23 protein-coding genes are annotated in these 21,416 nt (G+C 37.2%); 1 reads left to right on the forward strand and 22 read right to left on the reverse strand.

Annotated elements, in window-relative coordinates; all coding sequences use genetic code 11:
* The 3 genes from BFA01S_RS12905 to BFA01S_RS12915 form a co-directional block, all read right to left on the reverse strand.
* Nucleotides 1-1,138 (reverse strand): methyl-accepting chemotaxis protein (locus BFA01S_RS12905; protein ID WP_156483674.1); only part of this gene is annotated, 1,138 nt, incomplete at its 3' end.
* 161 nt (nucleotides 1,139-1,299) lie between these two features.
* The gene (locus tag BFA01S_RS12910; protein WP_066231003.1) at nucleotides 1,300-2,430 is read right to left on the reverse strand and encodes an ABC transporter permease; all 1,131 of its coding nucleotides are present in this window, start codon (nucleotides 2,428-2,430) and stop codon (nucleotides 1,300-1,302) included.
* Nucleotides 2,420-3,124, reverse strand: a complete 705-nt coding sequence (locus tag BFA01S_RS12915) for an ABC transporter ATP-binding protein (protein ID WP_066231005.1) — start codon at nucleotides 3,122-3,124, stop codon at nucleotides 2,420-2,422. The genes BFA01S_RS12910 and BFA01S_RS12915 overlap by 11 nt, the downstream gene beginning before the upstream one ends.
* A gap of 276 nt (nucleotides 3,125-3,400) precedes the next feature.
* On the opposite strand from BFA01S_RS12915, the gene BFA01S_RS12920 reads away from it, so the two are divergent.
* Nucleotides 3,401-3,955: a thioredoxin family protein gene (locus BFA01S_RS12920; RefSeq protein ID WP_066231007.1), complete on the forward strand. Its 555-nt coding sequence runs from the start codon at nucleotides 3,401-3,403 to the stop codon at nucleotides 3,953-3,955.
* Between the two features lie 16 nt (nucleotides 3,956-3,971).
* On the opposite strand, the gene BFA01S_RS12925 is transcribed toward BFA01S_RS12920, so the two are convergent.
* The 19 genes from BFA01S_RS12925 to BFA01S_RS13015 form a co-directional block, all read right to left on the reverse strand.
* A complete protein-coding gene (locus BFA01S_RS12925; protein ID WP_066231010.1) occupies nucleotides 3,972-4,508 on the reverse strand; it encodes an SF0329 family protein in 537 nt (178 codons plus the stop codon).
* A 79-nt stretch (nucleotides 4,509-4,587) separates the two neighbouring features.
* Nucleotides 4,588-5,379 (reverse strand): HAD family hydrolase, encoded by a 792-nt coding sequence (locus BFA01S_RS12930; protein WP_066231012.1) that lies wholly within the window; start codon nucleotides 5,377-5,379, stop codon nucleotides 4,588-4,590.
* 82 nt (nucleotides 5,380-5,461) lie between these two features.
* Nucleotides 5,462-6,754 carry a purine/pyrimidine permease gene (locus BFA01S_RS12935; protein ID WP_066231014.1) on the reverse strand — a complete coding sequence of 431 codons (1,293 nt, stop codon included), beginning with the start codon at nucleotides 6,752-6,754 and terminating at the stop codon, nucleotides 5,462-5,464.
* Between the two features lie 111 nt (nucleotides 6,755-6,865).
* A complete protein-coding gene (locus BFA01S_RS12940) occupies nucleotides 6,866-7,240 on the reverse strand; it encodes a hypothetical protein (protein WP_066231017.1) in 375 nt (124 codons plus the stop codon).
* An 86-nt stretch (nucleotides 7,241-7,326) separates the two neighbouring features.
* Complete coding sequence (locus tag BFA01S_RS12945; RefSeq protein WP_066231019.1) at nucleotides 7,327-7,770, reverse strand: SRPBCC family protein; 444 nt, start codon at nucleotides 7,768-7,770, stop codon at nucleotides 7,327-7,329.
* Nucleotides 7,771-7,858: 88 nt separating this feature from the next.
* A complete protein-coding gene (locus BFA01S_RS12950) occupies nucleotides 7,859-8,374 on the reverse strand; it encodes an acyl-CoA thioesterase (RefSeq protein ID WP_066231023.1) in 516 nt (171 codons plus the stop codon).
* 71 nt (nucleotides 8,375-8,445) lie between these two features.
* Nucleotides 8,446-9,534 carry a branched-chain amino acid aminotransferase gene (locus BFA01S_RS12955; protein WP_066231025.1) on the reverse strand — a complete coding sequence of 363 codons (1,089 nt, stop codon included), beginning with the start codon at nucleotides 9,532-9,534 and terminating at the stop codon, nucleotides 8,446-8,448.
* Between the two features lie 282 nt (nucleotides 9,535-9,816).
* Complete coding sequence (thiE, locus tag BFA01S_RS12960; protein WP_268874865.1) at nucleotides 9,817-10,464, reverse strand: thiamine phosphate synthase; 648 nt, start codon at nucleotides 10,462-10,464, stop codon at nucleotides 9,817-9,819.
* Nucleotides 10,465-10,482: 18 nt separating this feature from the next.
* A complete protein-coding gene (thiD, locus tag BFA01S_RS12965; RefSeq protein ID WP_066231031.1) occupies nucleotides 10,483-11,292 on the reverse strand; it encodes a bifunctional hydroxymethylpyrimidine kinase/phosphomethylpyrimidine kinase in 810 nt (269 codons plus the stop codon).
* A gap of 22 nt (nucleotides 11,293-11,314) precedes the next feature.
* Nucleotides 11,315-12,082, reverse strand: coding sequence for an SDR family oxidoreductase (locus tag BFA01S_RS12970; protein WP_066231034.1), 768 nt, complete (start codon nucleotides 12,080-12,082; stop codon nucleotides 11,315-11,317).
* Nucleotides 12,083-12,149: 67 nt separating this feature from the next.
* The gene (locus BFA01S_RS12975) at nucleotides 12,150-13,172 is read right to left on the reverse strand and encodes an ABC transporter substrate-binding protein (RefSeq protein ID WP_066231037.1); all 1,023 of its coding nucleotides are present in this window, start codon (nucleotides 13,170-13,172) and stop codon (nucleotides 12,150-12,152) included.
* Nucleotides 13,169-13,924, reverse strand: coding sequence for an ABC transporter permease (locus tag BFA01S_RS12980; protein ID WP_066231040.1), 756 nt, complete (start codon nucleotides 13,922-13,924; stop codon nucleotides 13,169-13,171). The genes BFA01S_RS12975 and BFA01S_RS12980 overlap by 4 nt, the downstream gene beginning before the upstream one ends.
* Nucleotides 13,921-14,667: an ABC transporter ATP-binding protein gene (locus BFA01S_RS12985; protein ID WP_066231042.1), complete on the reverse strand. Its 747-nt coding sequence runs from the start codon at nucleotides 14,665-14,667 to the stop codon at nucleotides 13,921-13,923. Before BFA01S_RS12985 ends, BFA01S_RS12980 begins: the two co-directional genes overlap by 4 nt.
* A gap of 9 nt (nucleotides 14,668-14,676) precedes the next feature.
* Complete coding sequence (locus BFA01S_RS12990; RefSeq protein WP_066231044.1) at nucleotides 14,677-16,122, reverse strand: acyl-CoA reductase; 1,446 nt, start codon at nucleotides 16,120-16,122, stop codon at nucleotides 14,677-14,679.
* Nucleotides 16,122-17,204, reverse strand: coding sequence for a LuxE/PaaK family acyltransferase (locus BFA01S_RS12995; RefSeq protein WP_066231047.1), 1,083 nt, complete (start codon nucleotides 17,202-17,204; stop codon nucleotides 16,122-16,124). Before BFA01S_RS12995 ends, BFA01S_RS12990 begins: the two co-directional genes overlap by 1 nt.
* 238 nt (nucleotides 17,205-17,442) lie before the next feature.
* Complete coding sequence (locus BFA01S_RS13000) at nucleotides 17,443-18,372, reverse strand: D-alanyl-D-alanine carboxypeptidase family protein (protein WP_066231051.1); 930 nt, start codon at nucleotides 18,370-18,372, stop codon at nucleotides 17,443-17,445.
* Nucleotides 18,373-18,503: 131 nt separating this feature from the next.
* Entirely contained in the window at nucleotides 18,504-19,331 is an 828-nt protein-coding gene (gene nadE, locus BFA01S_RS13005) for an NAD(+) synthase (RefSeq protein WP_066231054.1), read from the reverse strand.
* Between the two features lie 25 nt (nucleotides 19,332-19,356).
* Nucleotides 19,357-20,832, reverse strand: coding sequence for a nicotinate phosphoribosyltransferase (locus BFA01S_RS13010; RefSeq protein WP_066231057.1), 1,476 nt, complete (start codon nucleotides 20,830-20,832; stop codon nucleotides 19,357-19,359).
* Between the two features lie 15 nt (nucleotides 20,833-20,847).
* A complete protein-coding gene (locus BFA01S_RS13015) occupies nucleotides 20,848-21,393 on the reverse strand; it encodes a cysteine hydrolase family protein (protein ID WP_066231059.1) in 546 nt (181 codons plus the stop codon).
* Nucleotides 21,394-21,416: the final 23 nt, after the last annotated feature.

The raw sequence follows: 21,416 nt of genomic DNA on the forward strand, positions 1-21,416 counted from the left end.
CTTGATAGTTGCGGTCTAATCTCATCACTTTTTCCACAGACTCTTGAACAACTTTATTGATATCTTCTATTTGTTCTTTCGTCTGTTCCATTTCATTAAAGCCGTTATCTGTCAGTTCTCTAATTTCTTTCGCTTCTTCGTTTAATTCTTCCCCGTTCTCACTTGATCGTTGAATCGAAGAAGAGAATTCTTTCATCATCCCAGAAAGCGACGTCGTACTGCTCGCCTGTTCTTCTGCTCCTTTTGCCAATTCACCCATTGTAATCGCAATCTGCTCTCCGCCATCTGTAACTTCACTTGCGGATACAGTAAATTCATGGGCAAAAGAAGAAACCTCCTGTGACTCCTTATTTATATTAGAAATAAGTGTTTGAAGATTCATACACATTGCTTGAATGGATTTCGCAAGATCTCCGATTTCATCATCAGATTTCATTTTTACATTTTGAACAAGATTTCCATTCGCCACATCTTCGGCAACTTCACTTAATTGACGCACTGGTTTTGCAATTAATTTTATTAAATAAAAAATAGCTAATACACTTAGTACAATTGAAATACCGATCATTACATATGTCTGTGTCGTTCCAGCTTTAAAAGCAGTCATGCTTCCGCTGCTTGTCTCGTTCATATTTTCATTGTTTAATAAAACGAGTGCATATAGTTCATTGTTAACAGGCCAGAATAAATCTCTTGTTTGTTGATAATATGTCGTCGTTTCCTGTTGATTATTCTTTTCATAGGCAGCCATCATGTTCTCATGAACACCTATATATTGATTGAACATCGTTTCCACTTTCTGGAACGCCGCCTCATGCTCACTTCCTGTAGAAATAGTTTTGAATTCTTCTACATCTTTCTTTAATCCTTCTACTACTTCTCCCATTTCTTTCTTTATGGCAGCTTTTTGTTCATCATTTCCAGCCATTAGTAAATCAGACTGCAGCATCGCTAATCTCATAAAGTTATAAGTAATACTATGTGTCTCCTGAATAACCGGAATCCAAGTGTCATCTAATTTCTTATTTACTTGATTAATTTTAACCATTCCGTTTATTCCGAACAGACCAACTAAAACCATGAAAATAAGCAAAATTAAATTAAACAAGGTTAATTTTTTTGCAATAGTAAATCTCATCTAGGAACCCCCTCTTTCTATATACATTACTTATATCGGAGGAACCATAGATTTGTTTTACATATCTGCCTAAATTTACACTAATTATCTTATAAATTTACTATTTAAACGATAAGAATAAAGCTTTACCAAAATATAATTTTATTACATTTATAACATTTTTATACAAAAATAAATCTGATTGTTATAAAAATAACTATTATAGCAAATACAATGACAGGCGGAAATAAAAGATACATTCTAAAATGAGACCATGCTGAATATTTCTCATCAATTGGAACAATAACAAAAAATGGACTATCTAACATTTTCCTATATAAATGATACAGCCAATAATGAATAAAAAAGATGGAACAGATGAAGATAATCCATTTCAATAAAATCGGCACTATAATTATCGCGAAAAATGTGATCATCGTTATTTGCAAATACGCAAAAACACTCGCTTTATTCCTTAAAAATGATTTAAGCAACAGTTCCAATAATCGAATTTTAGGATTATCGTCAGCGAAAAGCCTTTTTGATTTCGGAAAAATAAACGGTGTTTTTCTTAATCTGTTTGGCGCTTTCTCTATCTCTACAGAAAAATTCATAATGAGCTGAATGTATCTGACTCTCTCCCTGTCCTCTATCTCTAATTCTTTTAAGAACCACCGGTTTGTTTTTCTTAACTGTTTCATATGAAAATAAACGATACAGAAAATAGTGATTACACTTCCAATGCCGTATATAACATAGGGTAAATTTAAAATAAATAAGATAAAAATGATAGAAACAAGGGGAAATAACGTCCATTTATAGACATTCTGATGTAATATTTTTTTCAAAGTCATCAAAGACAACCTAAAACAAAAGACAGCTATGTACAAAAATAATACTTCTATTAACCACAGATGATAAGCTTTCATAAGTATTGGCAGTATGCAAATAAAAAGAATGATCACTTGAAACATCGTCAGCATAATAGAAAAAATAAAAGCATGAAGTTTTAATCCGTAAAGAAGTTTTTCCCTCTGTATTACATAAAGCAGATCGGCTTCCATTATATATGTACGGAAATTACTACTAAGCGAAAATAAGAAAACAAGAACTAGTAAAAGAGAAAATGGCAGATCTCCATGCCAGTAAAGAGAAATATTTTGCCAGGCTTCTTTATAAATCATTACTGCCGCAACTAAACCTGGTATAACTATATACAAAGCAATTGTCCAGTCGACAACAGAACGGACAATGCCCGACTGAAATCTTAATCCTTCTATTAATCTTTTGTTAAATAACTGTCTACCCGTCATTGTTCTCACCCGTGGTTAAAACGTCGAAACAATCAAATAAGGATCCATTTAGTAACCCGCTGTCTTTTCGTATATCATCCATTGTCCCGCTGGAAACAAGTTTTCCATTTGAAATTAAAATAAACCGGTCACATATTTTTTCAGCAGTATCAAGCACATGTGTGGACATTAATATGCCTGCCCCGTTTTCTTTTTCCTTATGAAGCATTTGCAGTAATTCTTTTACTGCCCGTGGATCAAGTCCGATGAACGGTTCATCAATAATATATACATCAGGCTTTTTTAATAATGCTAAAATAAGCATCACTTTTTGCTGCATCCCCTTTGAGAAGCTTTCAGGAAAATGGTGAATAACATGGGATAATTGAAAAGTTTTAAGTAATCCATTCGCTCTTTCATAAAATTCCTTTTTATCCGTTTCTAATGTTGATAACAGAAAATCGATATGTTCCCACAATGTTATGCGCTCATAGAAAACGGGGCGTTCCGGTATATATGAATACTCTCTTGCCTCGATCTCTCCTTTCATATAATTTAAAATGCCTAAAATTGCTTTAATCGTCGTACTTTTCCCGGCACCGTTCGGACCGATTAAACCAACTAATTCTCCTCGGGAAATTGCAAACCGGATATCTTTTAATATGATAGCATCCTCTGAATACCCCGCTTCTTGAATATCAGCTGTTAAAAACAACAGATCTCCCCCTAACTATCATTCTCTTTTATTACCTATTACGAAAAGCCAATGAAAAAGTTTCATTTCATAATATCCTTTTATTTTTCCGTCGAATATGCTACAATAACAAAGCGATGAGCTGAATTGTGTAAGTCGATTAACGCTTTAAGCACAATGTGGGGTGCTGTTAATCGCCTCAATACGCAAAAAAGACGTCTTTTTATAAGGCGTCTTTTTTCTATTGTTTTAAAAGATAGGTTATAATAGATAAAAAAGGAAAGGGATGAATGAGAGATGGCAAGAACAGAATCAAAAATGTTTCCATTAGGTTCTACTGCTCCGAATTTCAATTTATTAAATACGGTAAATGGTGAGACTGTAAGCTTACAAGATATAAAATCAGATACAGCAACTGTTATTATGTTCATTTGTAATCATTGCCCATTCGTCAAGCATGTCGATGATGAACTTATCCGTCTAGCAAATAATTATCAGCCGAAAGGAATTTCATTTATTGCAATAAGCTCAAACGATGTGGAAAATTACCCTGATGATTCACCTGAAAATATGAAAAAGACAGCAGAAGAGCTTGGCTATCCATTCCCATATCTGTATGATGAAACTCAAGAAGTAGCAAAAGCATATGATGCCGCTTGTACTCCTGATTTTTATATTTTCGATGGCGATTTAAAATGTGTATACCGCGGACAATTAGATGACTCAAGACCAGGAAATGAAAAACCGGTGACCGGGGAATCAATCCGTGCTGCATTAGATGCTTTATTACATAATGAACCTGTTTCAGACGTTCAAAAACCGAGCTTAGGCTGCAATATTAAGTGGAAATAATACGCAAGGAGGCTGTTTATATGACAGCCTCTTTTTTCACATCTGCTTCATATCGCAAGTTATAAAAATACTGAATTATTTCCTTTTCATTTTCCATTGATTCTCTCATTCCTTGTAAAGTTCTCTTTCCTACCCTTCTATCCATCAAAGAAAGAATCTTAATAACCATATCATCTGATTTCAATGCCTTTTCTATTGGTAAATGAAAATATTGTTCCACTGCATCGAAAAAGTCATACTGTGCAAAAATCCCTTCCGCTTTAATCATTTCATGTGCCTGTATCCCTATTTGATAATTTTCCTTCCTATTATACACATCGTACTCTATACTTTTTGCATTTCTTATTTCGATTTCTTTCCAGTACATTTCTCTATTAGATGTTATCGTACACATATTCAAGATTTCTTTTTTATCAACAGTTATAAAAGCTCTTCCCAATTGGTCATGGGCCTTCCGGTAATTTGTTACAGTAAACTGAACCCGATTTCTCAAGCTTTCACATATGAAACTGTCTAACTTTTTCTTTACTTTACTCCACTGTTGGTTACGCAAACTTTCCACCTCCTTAACAAAAAAGGGACTATCACAGAAAGTCAGCTTTCAATGACTTTCTGGACATCCCCTTCTCTTCTTATTCCTTATTTAATGAATCTAAAATCGGATAAAGCTCTTCTAAATGTTTAATTTCATAAGTCGGGATCACTTCATTTCCCTCTTTTTCATGACGGTTAATCCAAACAGATTTAATGCCGACTCTTGAAGCACCTAAAATATCTGTCATTAAATTATCACCGACCATAATTACTTCATCTTTTGTAAGGTCCATTAATGATAAGGCATGTTCAAAAATAGTCGGATCCGGTTTACCTCGGCCAAATGCACCAGAAATAACGATTTGATCAAAGTATGGTACGAGCTCAGGTGTAATTTCAAGCTTCGTATTTTGTAAATCTGGTGAACCATTCGTAAGTAGCAGCAGCTTGTATTTCTCTTTTAACACATCTAATACTTGGAATGATTCTTCGTACACATGTGGGCTGTTTCTTCTTTCAGCAGGGAAACGCTCTGCCAGTTCATGACCGAATTCAAGATCATCAATACCAAGAGCTGCAAGTCCTTTCGTCCATGCTTCTTTACGATATGTAGGAACGATTTCTTTCATTTTTCGGAAGTTGTCTTCCTCATCTAAAAAATTGCCCCACAGTCCTTCAAAAGGATTGATTCCAATCATTTGTGTAAAATCATATGTTTCATATGAAGCATAAAGGTCACGTGCTGCATTTCGCACCGCTTCTTCTAATTGTTCAGGATCCACATTATATTTTTCCTGTGCTGCCTTACAAGTTGCTTCAAAAGCATCTTTTACACTTTTTTGATCCCATAATAAAGTATCATCAAGATCAAAGAAAACTGCTTTAATCATTATTTTCCCTCTTTTCATACAAATGTGTTACTAATACAAGATTACCGAGAAATAGAGTAGAAGTAAATAAAAATAGACTTCCTTATAGAGATTTCTCTACACTAGGACTCACTTGCTTTTCTCTTAAAGTTTGTTCCAATAGAATACAAATAAAAATACCGACAATAAGGCCGTTATTTAAAATAGATGTTAATCCATCAGGCAGACCAGCTAAAGCTTCGGCTGGTATAAACATCGTTCCGAAACCTGCCATTAAAGATAGACAAGCAATGGATACTGCATGCTCCTTCTTAAAAATATGTGTATATTCTCTAAGACCTATCCCAATTAAACTTGAAATCGATAGAAATAATGTTGCATAGCCGACAGGTACCGGAATAGAAGCAAAAAATGCCATAATAATAGGGAAAAAGCTCATTACCATAATAACAGTGCTGCCGATTAGGAAAGGAAGCTTTTCTTTTATTTTTGTCGTTGAAATAAAACCTGCCACCCCGGCAATCGGAACAGCGCCGACTGTTGAAAAGCAGCTTGCAATTATATGATTAATCCCCATTACAAAACCTGCACGATTGTAGTTTACCTTTTCTTTTCGCTCTGTCACTTTCGCTACAACATCTGCACTTGCCACTAAATTCGTTAATAATAAAAAAGATGTAAACAGGGATGTAAGCATAATGCCGATATCAAAAACAGGTGTACCCCATTCAAAAGGCTTTGCAAATGAAATCCATTCATTCACTTGGAGTGAAAGCGGCTTAGTAATTCCCACTATAGCGAACAAAATCCAGCCGAATGCAAGACTTATTAAAACAGAGTAGCTGCTTAAAAGCTTAAAACGGCTTTTTGCGAGTACAACAGAAAAAATTAAAGTAATGATTGCACAAACAGCAACAGCTCCGTCAAAACCTTTAGATAAATAGCCGATTCCGAAAATGCCTTTCATAAAGGGGCCGCTCAGCTGGGTGACGAGTAAAATCAAATAAGTCCCCGTTACGAGAGGTGTAAATAATTTCTTTATTTGATCCATTAATTTAAAAGTACTTAACAGAAGAAATAAAATTCCACTCATTAAAATTCCCATCTCTAAACTGCGTAACACGATATCAGCACTTTTCGCTCCTGTTGCAGCAAAGCCCGCATAAATTAGGAATACACTCCACCATAAGCCAGCCGGACTTTCATTTAAAGGAAGCTTATGTCCAAAAAATCCTTGAAGAAGCGAAGTAAAGCCGACAACAAAAAATGTTCTTTGCAGCAAGTAGGCAATTTCCGTTTGTGATAAACCGAACGCAAAACCGATAGATACCGGAATGACGACGATATTTGCTAAAATAAAAAAAGTCCATTGCGTGGACGAGAAAAAATGTTTCAAATAAACATCTCCTTTTAATCTAGTAAAATCTATGTAATCATAATGATTCTATATTAATCATGAAACAATGTAAGCTCCGTTATATGAGCGATCTTTCTTAAGAACAGCACTCTAATCTAATTTCATTTTCTTCAGTTTTGAAAATTTTCTATCGTAGCTTTCTCGTTCAATCAGGTCGTTCAGCCACTTTAAAGCTTTTTCTGATTCATTATTTTCAACGAAAGATTTTATTATTATCTTAAAATTAGGACTGTATGGATACTGTTCATCTTTGCACAAGCTAAGCGCTGACTCAAAATTTTCATTCGCCAGGTTTAGTTCTTTCAGCTTTCGATACATTAAGCCGATATAAATATAGCCGCTTCCTATTTTTAACTTTGAAAATGGCCGATCTACAGCTTCTTTCATCACTTTAATTGCTTTTCTTTTCATTCCAAATAATTCATAAAAACTAGCCCTTCTAACACAACTATCATATGTTTTCATTTCTCTCGCCTATTTCAGTTAACGCTTACAAGCTTTCATATTATACCAAAAAAGGTGATAACATTCTATCGTTATCACCTTTAAACTTATTGCATTTCTTCTATTTTCTTTGCTACCGCTTCTGTCAATTCCATTGTCATTTCAGGCAGACTCGTTTTCAGCATAGAGTTCACCATTTTAGCCATTGTACCTTCAGCAGTTATACTTAGATAGCCGGTCATAATCGTTTGTGAGTTTTGAAGCTGTCTCGCTTTAAAGTAGCCCTCTCCGGAAAACTTTTCATTTATGCCGGTAAGATTGAACGTTACCTCACTTGGCTCCATCCAATTCGTAATATCAACCCGCAAATGGACTTTCTTTTTTATAATTCCCATATCCGCCTTGAATTTCCAGGTAGATGCCTTATCGTCCAAAATTTCATGTTCGATATAACCGGGTACGAGCGGCGCCCAATTATTTATATCACTTACAAAGCTCCAAACAGAATGGATCGGTGCCGAAACTTTCACTTCATATGTATAACTTGGCATTGATTCCCCCACTTTCTAATTTACTATCTCATTAAGCAGGATATTCAATGCCAGTAGCAGTCATGACAAAATAGACAGGATTATATCATTATGCCCACGGAAAATCAGTTGAAAAGCTTTCTGCCAGTTTTTCGTTTTCCGCTTTTCTTTTTTTGCGCATTTCTGAACGGCTTTTCGCAGATTCAAAAAGCATTTTCTCTACTTCACTTTGAGGTACAATATCTGGAACAGGAACAGGTCTGTTATTTTCATCAACCGCAACCATCGTTAAGAAGGAAAGTGCACATACATTACGCACTCCTTTTATCATGTCCTCGGCTATAACTTTCACAAATACTTCCATAGAGGTTCTTCCGGTATATGTAACAAATGATTCTAAACAAACAGAATTCCCCTCAAAAATCGGATGAAGAAAATCAACAGAATCTGTAGATGCTGTAACAACATGTGAACGCGCATGTCTTCTTGCAGAAATTGCCGCGACATCATCAATGTATGCCATTAGCTTTCCACCAAATAATGTGCCATGATTGTTCGTATCAGAAGGTAATACAGTGCTCGTTTTTACGACAAATGATTCTTTGCAAAATTTATTATTTTCCATGTTATTCTCCTTATTTTAAACAGGAATACCCCTCAAAATCAGTGATTCTATTTGAGGGGTTTCGTTCTATTTTATTTACTTAAAACTTTTTCATTTTCTACTGTTACAGTCCAGCCAAACTCATCTTTTAAAGTACCATTTTGGATACCAGTTAATGTATCATAAAGTTTCTTAGATAATTCTCCTGTTTTGCCCTCGTTAATTAGAATTTGCTTTTCTTCATATAAAAATTCACCAATCGGTGAAATAACTGCAGCCGTTCCAGTTCCAAAAGCTTCTTCAAGCTCGCCTTTGTCATATGCTTCACGAATTTCGTCCATTGAAATTCTGCGCTCAGATACTGGGATATCCCAATGTCTTAAAAGCTGTAAAATAGAATTTCTTGTAATACCTTCTAAAATACTGCCGTTTAACTGAGGTGTAACAACCTCTCCTTTAATTTTAAAGAAAACGTTCATACTTCCTACTTCTTCTACATACTTCTTCTCTACACCATCTAACCACAATACTTGTGTATAGCCTCTTTTTGTTGCTTCTTCCTGCGCTTTTAAGCTTGCTGCGTAGTTACCGCCTGTTTTAGCCGTTCCAGTACCACCGGCTACAGCACGTACATATTCATTTTCAACGAATATTCTAACCGGTTGAATACCTTCTTTATAATAAGAACCTACTGGTGACATAATGATCATAAAACGGTATTGAGTTGCAGGTGCAACACCTAAGAAAGGCTCTGTTGGAATAACAAACGGACGGATATATAATGATGTTCCTTCCGCAGTAGGAACCCAATCACGATCAACCTGGATTAATTTTTTCAACCCTTCAATAACGATCTCACCGTCGATGTGTGGAATACATATACGTTCATTAGAAAGATTCATTCTTTCCATATTTTTTTCGGGTCTGAATAAAAGAATTTGGTCGTCTTTTGTTCTATAAGCTTTTAAGCCTTCAAAAACAGTTTGTCCGTAATGGAAAACCATTGTTGACGGATCTAATGAGATTGGGGCATATGGCACAATTCTTGGGTCATACCAGCCTTTTTCTGTACTGTAGTCCATAATGAACATATGATCAGTAAAATTTCTTCCAAATGCCAACTGATCTTCTTTCGGTTTTTCCTTTCTAGTTGCACTTAATTGAATATCAATTGTAGTCATGACGATTTCCCCTAATCAAATATTTTTAGATGAGTATATTAAAATAACATTCCCATCGAATAAGAAAAAATTTAACAAACTTAATAATAGTATGGTAAATAATGATTTATATTATCTATTTTATAACTTCCATGAATAAAAAGACAATACCTTTTACGAAAAATTCAAAATTCTCTTGAATATAATAAAACAGCCTGGATTCTAGCACTTTCTTTTCCTACATTAGAATAATAAGATTTACGGAAAAAGAGGACTTTTATTTATATAAAGTCCCCCCTGCAATCATCCAAATATTGCTTTTCTTAACTGCTTTGCCGCCTCCAGCGGTGAATCAGCCTGACTGATAGCTGAAATAATAGAAACACCGTCAGCACCGCTCTCTATTACATTTCCAGCAGTAGATGCTGTAATTCCGCCAATTCCAACGATCGGAATATCGATACGGCTGTTTCTAACTTCCTTTATAATATCCGTACCTTGAACAGCAAGTGCATCTTTTTTCGTCTTCGTAGGATAAACAGGCCCCATTCCAACATAGTCGGCACCATTTTTTATCGCTTCTTTTACTTCCTCTAAATTATGTGCTGATACACCAAGTATTTTCCCTTTAAGCTTTTCCCTTGCAATATGGGCATTTTCATCATCTTGTCCGATATGAACACCATCAGCATCTATCTGTACCGCTAATTGTACATCATCGTTTACGATAAATGGAATATTATGCTCTTTACAAATTTTTTGCAGCTCTCTCGCAAATTCTACTCTTTCTTCCCCCTGCTTTGCATCGGGTCCTTTCTCGCGGAATTGAAACATCGTAATTCCGCCTGCAATTGCCTCGCGCAATACATCAGAAGGGTCTTTTTCGCAGTTCTGACTGCCCATAATGAAATATAATTTCAATGAATGACGAAGTTCTTCTGTCTTACTCAAATTAGGAAACATCCTTTCTTACAATATTACTTTTTGCTTCTTGTATGCCCAATGATTCGTCGGTCCATGACCATTACCGAGTTTTAAATCATTTTTAATCGCTTCATGAATGAAGTTCTGTGCTGTTTGTACAGCATCTTGTACATTATTCCCTTTTGCAATTTCAGCTGTTAATGCCGCAGCAAATGTGCAGCCTGTACCATGCGTATTTTTCGTATCAATCCGATTAGATGTGAAATAATAAAATTCTGCTCCATCATATAAAAGATCGACTAATGTATCACTTGAATCATCATGCCCGCCTTTTACAACTACATTTTTCGCGCCGAACTCATGGAGACGTTTCGCTGCTTCTTTTCTGTCATCCATCGATTTAATCGTAATGCCAGTCAGCACCTCTGCTTCCGGGATATTCGGTGTAATAACGAGTGAAAGCGGAATGAGATAGCTTTTTAATGCCTGCACTGCTTCATCTTGCAGGAGCGCTGCACCGCCTTTAGCAATCATAACAGGGTCTACGATAATATTTTTCCATTTGAAAAATTTAATCTGTTCTGAGACAGCCTGAATAATTTCACTGCTAAAAAGCATACCAGTTTTAATCGCATCTGTCCCGAGATCTGTTCCAATCGCAGCAATTTGTTTCACAATTCCTTCTACCGGAAGCGGATATACCCCATGAACACCTAAAGTATTTTGTGCTGTTACTGCTGTGATTGCAGTCATTCCGAATACATCAAGCTCCTGGAATGTTTTTAAATCAGCCTGGATTCCTGCGCCCCCACCACTGTCTGAACCTGCAATTGTTAATGCTTTGTATACACTCATTATTTATTCTCCTATTCTCTCATTATTTCATTACTAAACCGCCGTCAACATAAAGAGTCTGTCCTGTCATAAAACGGCTCCAGTCCGATGCTAAAAAGAGGACAGGACCCGCTACATCATCAGGATTCGCAATTCTCTTTAAAGGTGTCTGGGAAATGATCATTTCTTTCGTCTCTTCCTTCGTCAGCTCACTTGCCGAAGTCGGATACACAAGCCCAGGTGCTACACAATTCACCCTTATTCCAAAGGCTCCAAGTTCTTTTGCTAAATTACGGCTGTAGCCGATAAGAGCTGATTTCGCAGTCGTATATTCATGATAAGGCACGATCGGAAACGCTGCTAAATTGCTTACAATATTTATAATACTGCCGCTATTTTTCTTTTGCATCGCGGGAAGAACAGCCTGGCATACATGATGAGCTGATTTTACCGCCCCATGAAGCTGTTCCTCATAATCTTCCCAGCTCAATTCCCATGCGAGCTTCCTTTGTTCAGGACTGAATACATATGGCTTAAATGCATTATTCACAACGATATCAATCGTACCCGTCTCTAATAAAATCTCAGTAACCATGTTCTTTACTGCGCCTTCATCTGTTACATCAGCACAAATATGCCATGCATCACCACCTAAAGCGATACAATCAGCTGCAACTTCAGCCGCTGCTTTTTCATTTTGAACATAGTTGATAATAATAGTTGCTCCTTCTTTTGCGAAGGCACGGGCAATCGAGGCACCTATCCCCCGGCTTGACCCGGTAATTAAAACGGTTTTCCCTTTAAAATCCATTTATCATCCATCCCCACTACTTATACAAAAAAGAGAAAGAGCATCAAAGTGAAGCTCTTCACCTGAATTACTGCTTTTTCGGCACTAATTCTTCTGTAATGATTTCTGACATATTTAATTCTTTTTCAATAAGACCAAGTTTTTTATATAAGTCAGCTGCTTCTTGAATATTGTTCATATCAAAAAAGCCAAGACCTTTTTCATCTGTCAATTCAGAAACGCTTGAAGCATTTCGTAATTTAATAATTTCAAGATTGTTTTCTTTATCTTTTCCGTCAATCGCATGCTTCACTGCAAGATCAGCTGCTTCTTCTGGATGTTCAATCATCCAGCTTGCACTTTTTTCATAGCCTGCTAAAAATGATTTTAATAAGTCTTGTTTCTTTTCATATGTCTCTTCTGTCACAACGAAAAAGTCGCTCGGGAAGTTCAGTGAATCTTTTACTTCCATTACATTTACTTCACCAAGACCTTTTTGTTTTCCTAAATAAAGACCTGTATCTGTAGCCGCTGTCGCATCTACCTGTCCCTGCATTAGCGGTGCAAAATTTAAAAGACCTGTTTCTACTATTGTTACATCTTTTTCAGTTAAACCGGCCTGATGCAAGAGAACTAATAAATTTTGTCTCGTACCGCTTGCAAGACTGTACACTCCGATTTTCTTTCCTTTTAAATCTTCAGGCTTATTAATATTGCTCTCTTTAAGTGAAACGACATTAAACACATTTTGCGGGTAAATATTATAAATAACTTTTAATTTTTCTCCTTTGTTAAGTGCAGAGAAAAGAGAACCTGGATCTGTAAACGCGATATCTGCCTTCCCAGTTAAAATATTTTTAATCGCATCCCCGCCGCCGGCACCTGGAATGACTTCAACAGACAGACCTTCATTTGTAAAAAATTTCTTCTCTTCGTCTACTAATAAATTCGTCTGTTCACTAATTAACTGGCTCCAGTTCGCCACTCGTACTTTTTCTTTTTTATTTTGTACTTCCTTCTTATCTTCCGGCTCTGATGACTGTCCGGCGCATGCTGCTAATACAAGCATGCAAATGATGACGCTTAGCAATAAAGACAATTTTTTCTTCACAATAATTTCTCCTTCGTATATCGCTTTAAAAGTTTTTTCTCTATAAGAAGAACGAGCTGGTACAACCCCATTCCAATTACTGTTAACAATGTTAAAATAGCGAACATAAGCGGGGTATCCATCATTCCCTGTGATGCAATAATCATCGCTCCCAGTCCTTCGCTTCCACCAATAAATTCCCCAACGACAGCACCGACAACCGACATAACAACTGCGACACGGAATCCGGCCATAATACTCGGGAGACCTGCTGGAATTTTCAAACGGATAAGCGTCTGAAAACGAGTCGCATCGAGTACACGGAACAGCTCGATTTTCTGCCTGTCTGTAAACTGGATCGCTGTTACTGTATTTTCAAGCAGCGGGAAAAAGCAAATCAATGCTGTTATAACGACTTTTGATGTCATTCCAAAGCCGAACCATAAAATAAATAACGGGGCCAGCGCTAATTTTGGAACTGCCTGGCTGGCAATAACATATGGGAATAAAAGCTTTCTCAAAAAAGTAATTTCTCCCATTAAAATACCAACGATAAATCCGAATAAGCTCCCTAAAATAAGACCTAATAAAACTTCGGAAAGGGTTCTTATAATATGTGGCAGAAAATAACCGTCAAGCATCCCTTCATATAGTGTCATAAAGATGACAGACGGAGCAGGCAGCACGAGCTCTGACATCGTTTTTGCGATCGCTTCCCATCCTACAAGAAGCATAATAAATAATAAAAACGAAATAAGTTTGGCATTTTTCATGAGCTTTCCCCACTCATAACCGACTTTACTTTTAAACATAATTCATTGAACACAGGATCATATCTCAGCTCACCAATACGGGGTCTTTGTAAAGGGACATCTAATCTGTACACTATTTCTCCCCGCTCCATAACAGAAACACGGTCACCCAGATAAATCGCTTCAGCAAGATCATGTGTAATGAATAAAACAGAAATATCCTCCATTTGGCAAAGCTTCACTAAATCATCTTGCAGCTCTTCACGGGTAATTGCATCAAGAGCAGCAAACGGTTCGTCTAAAAACAGCATGGACGGTTTTTTAATAAGCGCTCTTGCAATTGCAATCCGGCTTTGCTGCCCCCCGGATAATTCTGTCGGATAATAATCACCATATGACTCCAGGCCCATCATTTCTAATAAGTGAACAGCCCGGGTGCGGTCCGCTTCTGTTATTTTCCGCTTCAATGAAATCGGAAGAAGAATATTATCAAGAACCGATTTCCATTCAAGCAATGTCGGTGCCTGGAATACAAATCCCACTTCAGAAGAAGGCTTCAATACTTTGCTTTCTTTCATATAAATATTGCCCCGGGCAGGTGCGAGAAGACCTGATGCAAGCTTTAATAATGTGGTTTTTCCGCAGCCGCTTCTTCCTACGAGACAATGAATCTCTTTTTGTTCTATTGTTAAATCGATGTTTCGTAAAATATTTTCCGCATCTTTGTAGCTGTACGATACATCATCTATTACTAAAAAACCCATATGTCACTCCTAATCTGTATAAGGTGCAAAGTTTTCCGAATACTCTTTTGCATAATTTTCAATATCTACGAAGTTTACTAAATCAAGCAAGTTAAAACGGCCATCATGATGCCAGCCGGCTTCTGGTGATGTCATATGCCCGAGAGCTGTTATTCTCGTTACACCCGCTGATGAGAGCAGTTTCGCTGTGTGAAAAAGCTCTTCAGGTGTAAGAGCTACTCCCGCTGTTTGCAAAAAGCTCCGGTTTTTTCGCAAATAAGGAATGAGCTCGCTGTATTCATCAAAAGCAATGACCTTTATCGTCCGATTTAAGCTGCTTGGGCTTAATTCTTTGTTTTCATCCTCATAGACAACGGTCCAATTATGAGAAGTTTCTCCGATTACCTCATTCTCCTGATTGGAGAAAGTGTGAAACTCTTCTTTTTGGCGCCAGGAAGCAATATTTGCTGTTTCTTCAAGTGACAGGCTCCTTCTCGGATAACGATTCTCATAGCTTTCCAGCTCCCGTCCAAGCATTCTTGCAAACTGCTTCGGAGTAATATTCCCTCCCCGCTGTACATAGAAAGCTTGCGGAGAATAACAGCCCTGCTGATCATAACGGATGACATCATATGCGGCAGCATGTGCAGTTTTCTCTCCTTTATTCGAATCAAGGCTGGAGCTCGATATGATGCCGAAGCTGATTTTATGCCCGTAAGGCAGAAATCTTGTAGAAAAGGGTATTTTTGTTCGAAGAGATTCTAAAGACTCATTTCCCCCATATCCAACAACAACATCTGATTGATGGAAAAGAGCCTTCTCCTTCTCTTCATCTCCGCCTCTCCACCAGCAGACAGCAAGACAATCTTTTAATCTTGGCTCTATTTCTATTAATTGCTGAACGAATAAACTGGCAAATAAAGGTTCTGATCTTGATACTTTTCCGATATTTCCCGATTTTACAAGAATGCCAGATATAAGGCTCCAAATTGGAAGTCCGGGCACATTTCCAGCCCAAATATGTGTAATCAGATCCGGACCGACCGCTTTTGAATATCCCGTTTTTGTTCTCGGCTGAAAATCATCAAGCAGCAATGGATTTTGAAAATCCTCCACTAAAAATCTTTGCAGCTCTTGCTTTCGAAATGTTTTTAAATATGACGTCAGTCCCGTTCTGATCATTTCTTTGTCATAACCTGTTATAACCGGCAGAAGTTCCTCCGCTTTTTTACGATAAGGATTAGACCTGTCAAGAAATGCAGCAACCGTCTGATCAATAATGCTGACGAGTTCTATAACAGAAAAAGATTTTAATAACCCGCTGTTATTTTTTATTTTTTCTGACACTTTTATTAATTGTTCAGCTGTTAGAAGCGGCATATGAATATTTAATTTCTCACCTTTATTTTCGAACGTTAAAATATGTGTATCCAATTCCTCATCTATATTTGGTATATAGCCTGCGATTACATCCATTACAAGCTTCCTTTAGCCGCTTTAATAAATTCATCGACTGCAATCGAGCAGCCTTTTGCCTCAGCGCCCTGGACCCTTCCAAGGAGTAAAAAACCTTCGTCTTTTTCTACACCTAAGTCCTCGGTTAATATCGTTGTCACTGAATTAAAGCTTGCTAAATCACAATGAACGAGCACACCGCGTTTCCCTTTCTCCACTTCAACACCTGTGAGCGGATTTACAACTCTCGTACGAATCCAGTGCGGTCCTGATTTAACAGAAGGGATCACTTCATTTCCTGAATCGTAAAACTGTGTACTAAGCTCCGTCATTCCGTACATATTGATACAATCTGAGCAATTCACACCTAAATAATTAGCCAGCTGCTCATAAAATTTATCAAGCGGTAGTTCTCTTGATTGATTTTTAAATCCGCCAGTATCGAGAATCTTACTTCCTTCCGGCAATTTGAAGCGCTTATTTTGTTTATCAAGATGTTCAAATAAATGAACGAAACTAAAAGAAGCACCAAGCAGGGCATACGGTTCATTCGAAGCTTCCGCATTTTCAAGCTCTGTTATTAAACGATCAGCGTGAAGCCCATCTGTATCAACAAAATATGCACTTTCCTCTGTACCGAAATGTGAAAAAGCGAGGGCTAAATAATGTGCTAAAGAAGAATTAGGCATTTCCTCTTCATTAGGAAAAAGAATCCCCATCTTTATTTTCGCTGTTTCTCCCATAAAGCGCTCTTTAAAGTTTGCTAACATTGATGCATCATAAACAGCTAATGTCGGATGATAATGTTTTCCTTTTATTTTCTGCGTCGTTCCGCTCGTCATAAATATTCCTTCCATATCTTCTGTCGGCTCGCAGCTTAATGTCAGCTCCTTAAAAGCATTAATCGGTACGGCTGGAATATCTTTATATGATTTTACCGTTCTTATCGTTTTCCCTTTTTGCCTGCAGTACATCTGATATGGGGGATTGTTCCTATATTGATATTCAAATAAAAATAACGCATGTTCATTAAATGCTTCATCTGAATGATCGGCACTATTTATAAACTGCAAACATCTGTCAACTACTTCTTGATGTGTCATTCTTCCGCACCTTTCATAAAAAAATAAAAGCACCTTGCCAATATAGCAAAGTGCTTAAAATAAACTATTTCCACTTCCCTACGCTGGCATTACCCAACAGGTTCAATCGGTCTACGACGGAATAGTCGTACTCTCAGCTTGCTTCCACAGGCCCCCGTTAAAACTATTAATTTATTAAAATTCTACTATCTTCGTCGAAAAATGGCAAGTTTTCGATTTTACTAGAGAAGAAAGCTTACTAATTCAACCCTAATCCGGCATTGAATAAAGCAATCGTATCAGAATAAACTCCCTCTCCTGTTGAATGAAAGACGAAGGAAAGGAGATTTCTTCCATCCCTGCTCACGGAAGAAATTAAGCATCTTCCTGCTTCGGTTGTAAAACCTGTCTTTATTCCGTTCGCCCCTTCAAAATAAAACGGGTCATTTTGCTTTAACAGCCTATTCGTATTATGATAAGTGACTTTCTCGTCACTGTAGGTCTCCCGGCTTACTAATTGCTGAAACTGTTCCTTTTTCATCGCTTCTTTCGTAATAAGTGTCATATCCAAAGCAGTTGTATAGTGATTAGGATCATGCAAGCCGCTTGGATTGACGAAATGTGTATCATTTGCTCCAATTTCTGCTGCTTTTTTATTCATTAACCCCGCAAAATAAGATAAAGCTTCTTCATTTGAAAAATTCTCATTCTTTCCAACCATTTTTGCAGTATGAATAGCAATTGTTCTTGCTGCATCATTACCTGACTGCAATAATAGTCCTGATAACAGCTCTTCAAGGGTCAGAACCTGGCCTTCTATTAAATAGGCCGTACTTTCCCCTTCCAATTTTAGTGCAACTTCATTACCAACCGTTATGTAATCATTTAAATTTCCATTTTCTAAAGCAATTAATGCAGTCATAATTTTCGTCGTACTAGCGGGATAAATTTTCTCTTCTCCATTTTTTGAGAATAGTATCCTCCCTGTATCCTTGTCCAATAAAATCGCATTCTTTCCCGTAACTTCTACGTCCAACATAACTGACGGCTTTTCTATAGTATCTATCTTCCTGTAGACATTTTCTTTCACTTCACGAAAGCCCGCTTCTTTTTCTCCCATATTTAAAAAGATGATACATGTTATTGCAATTAAAATGATGCTGAAAAATGTAAATATTCTCTTCTTCATCTGCGTCTAAACTCCTAGTCCATATGTTTTATATCCAATATAACGAATGTTTTTAAAGAAAAAGCGAATCTTTTCTTAATAATATCTTAATTCCACAAAAAAACGAGGCTAAATTGCCTCGTCTCGTCAGCTTATTTCCAAAAGTCATCAAAAATAGTAATTGGCAGATGACGTTTATGCTGTGATCTTATATAATGACCTTCAATTGTGACTTTTGCCTTGTCATTGACTTGTTTTCCTTCTAAATAATCATCAATTTCATCATATGTTACACCTAAAGCATCTTCATCTGGAAGCTGCGGTTTATCCTCTTCTAAATCTGCTGTGGGCTCTTTTTTATAAAGATGTTCCGGGCATCCAAGCTCCTGTAGAAGCTGTCTCCCCTGTCTTTTATTAAGACGGAAGAGCGGAACGAGATCAGCGCCGCCATCACCGAATTTCGTATAAAAACCGGTAATGCTCTCTGCTGAATGGTCTGTCCCAATTACTGCACATTTGTTCATCGCCGCAATGCTGTACTGTACTTTCATTCGCTCTCTCGCTTTTTCATTTCCTTTTACGAAATCCGTTAATTCGATACCGACATCTTTAAGTGCCTGAATACTTGCATCAACAGCTGCTTTTATGTTTACTCTGTATGTTTTCGTCGGCTGGATAAACCTTAGTACATCCTGGCAGTCATCCTCATCCCCTTGAACACCATATGGGAGCCTCACTGCAATAAACTGATATGTTCTTCCCTCTTTTTCCTCATTCATTTCATCAATCGCAAGCTGCGCCAATTTCCCCGCCAGTGTGGAGTCCTGTCCGCCTGAAATTCCGAGAACGAAACCTTCTAAAAAGGGATGCTTCTTTAAATAGCTTTTTAAGAAATCAATCGTTTTTCTAATTTCTTCCTGCACATCGATAACAGGCTTTACTTTCATTTCCTCAACGATTTTCTTTTGTAATTCATCCATGATTTTACCCCTCACCTTCGCTTTTTTATTTCATCTCTTCTACGCTTTGCATTACTTTTTCAATTTCCCGCATCTTATTATCCCAACATTTTTTACTTAAATCGACCGGATACTCTTCAGGATTCAATGATCTCTTATATTCATCCCAAAGCATTTCCATATTCGCCTTCACATTGTTTTGAATTTCAATAATGCCAGGCAGCTCATACACGAGCTTTCCATCGACAAAGATAGGATGGTGAAGATTTCTCGCTTCAAAATTAGTAACAAGCTTGTTGATAAACGTATGTGTTGGATGGAACATTTTTATCTTTTTCTCTTTTTCCGGGTTTTCCGTCGCTAAAACGATATAATCCCCTTCAGCACGGTTATTTTCCCTATTTAAAATTCGGTAAACCTTTTTAAGTCCCGGTGTCGTTACTTTTTCCGGATTACCGCTTATTTTAATCGTATCGGCCATATTTCCGTTCTCATCTTCAATCGCAACTAATTTATAAACTGCCCCTAACGCCGGCTGTTCAAATGCCGTAATTAACTTCGTTCCGATTCCCCAAATATCAATTTTAGCACCTTGAGCTTTAAGATTGAGAATTGTATACTCATCTAAGTCATTAGAAGCAACAATTTTAGTATTTGTAAACCCTGCTTCATCTAACATTTTTCTTGCCTTAATAGATAAGTAAGCCATGTCCCCGCTATCAAGCCTGATTCCTGAGAACTCTAATTTTCCTTCATATTCCTTCGCTACCTTAATCGCTGCCGGTACACCTGATTTTAACGTATTGTACGTATCAACTAAAGGAAGAAACACTTTGTTTTTTCTTCTTACACAGCTTTCCGCATATTTCTTCATTGCCACGTAATCACTTTTATACGTTTGGACCATAGAATGTGCATGTGTGCCTGAAACAGGGATTCCGAACTTTTTCCCTGCACGCAAGTTACTTGTCGCTTCAAATCCGCCGATGAAAGCCGCTCTTGTTCCCCAAATTGCCGCATCCATTTCCTGAGCACGTCTCGTACCAAACTCCAGCGCAGGTTCATCGCCGATCACGCGCTTAATTCTCGCTGCTTTCGTGGCAATCAATGTTTGGTAATTCACAATGTTCAGCAATGCTGTTTCAATTAATTGTGCTTCCGCAAGTGTTGATTCCACCTGTAAAATCGCTTCATTTCCAAAAACGAGCTCGCCTTCTTTCATCGAGCGGATTGTACCTGTAAACCGGAGCTCTTTTAAAAAAGCTAAAAATTCTTCTTCATACCCGTATTCCTCACGAAGATACTCAAGATCACTATTTGTAAAATGAAAAGCTTTCACATATTCAATAATTCTTTCCAGTCCTGCAAAAACACCGAATCCGTTGCCGAACGGAAGCTTTCTGAAATATAACTCAAAAACTGCTCTTTTATTGTGAATGTTGTCATGCCAGTATGTTTCCACCATATTTATTTGATACGCATCGGTATGAAGCGCTAAACTATCATCTGTATATCGTTCCATATATAATCCTCCTTTTTATACTACAGTCGCACCGAGCGTATGTTTAAAATGCTCTAATGCCCAAAGATGTCCTGCTTCATTAAAGCTTGCGACAGCTTTTGAATGAACAACGATGTTAAATCCTTTATTATAAGCATCCACTGCTGTGTGGAGTACACAAATATCCGTACAAACACCGACTAAATGTACTTCTGTAATCCCTCGTTCCCTTAATTTAATTTCTAAATTTGTCCCTGCAAAAGCGGAATATCTCGTTTTATCCATCCAGTACACATTTTCTTGTTCGTCATATTTGCGGTACACTTCCTCTAGCTTCCCGTAAAGATTTCTTCCGTCTGTCCCTTCAATATTATGAGGTGGAAAAAGCTTGCTTTCCGGATGAAGCTCATCATTTTCTTTATGTAGATCAATCGCAAGGACGACAAAGTCGCCGTCTTTTATAAATTTTTCTGTTAACTGTGAAATTTCTTCCTCAATCGCAATCGCAGGCTCACCACACGGAAGAGCACCTGTCACAAAATCAATTGTATAATCAACATTAATTAATGCTTTTTTACTCATTTTTAATCGACTCCTTATATTAA

Origin of the sequence: Metabacillus fastidiosus NBRC 101226 (genome assembly GCF_001591625.1) — a bacterium.
In the GTDB taxonomy this organism is placed as follows: Bacteria; Bacillota; Bacilli; order Bacillales; family Bacillaceae; genus Metabacillus; species Metabacillus fastidiosus.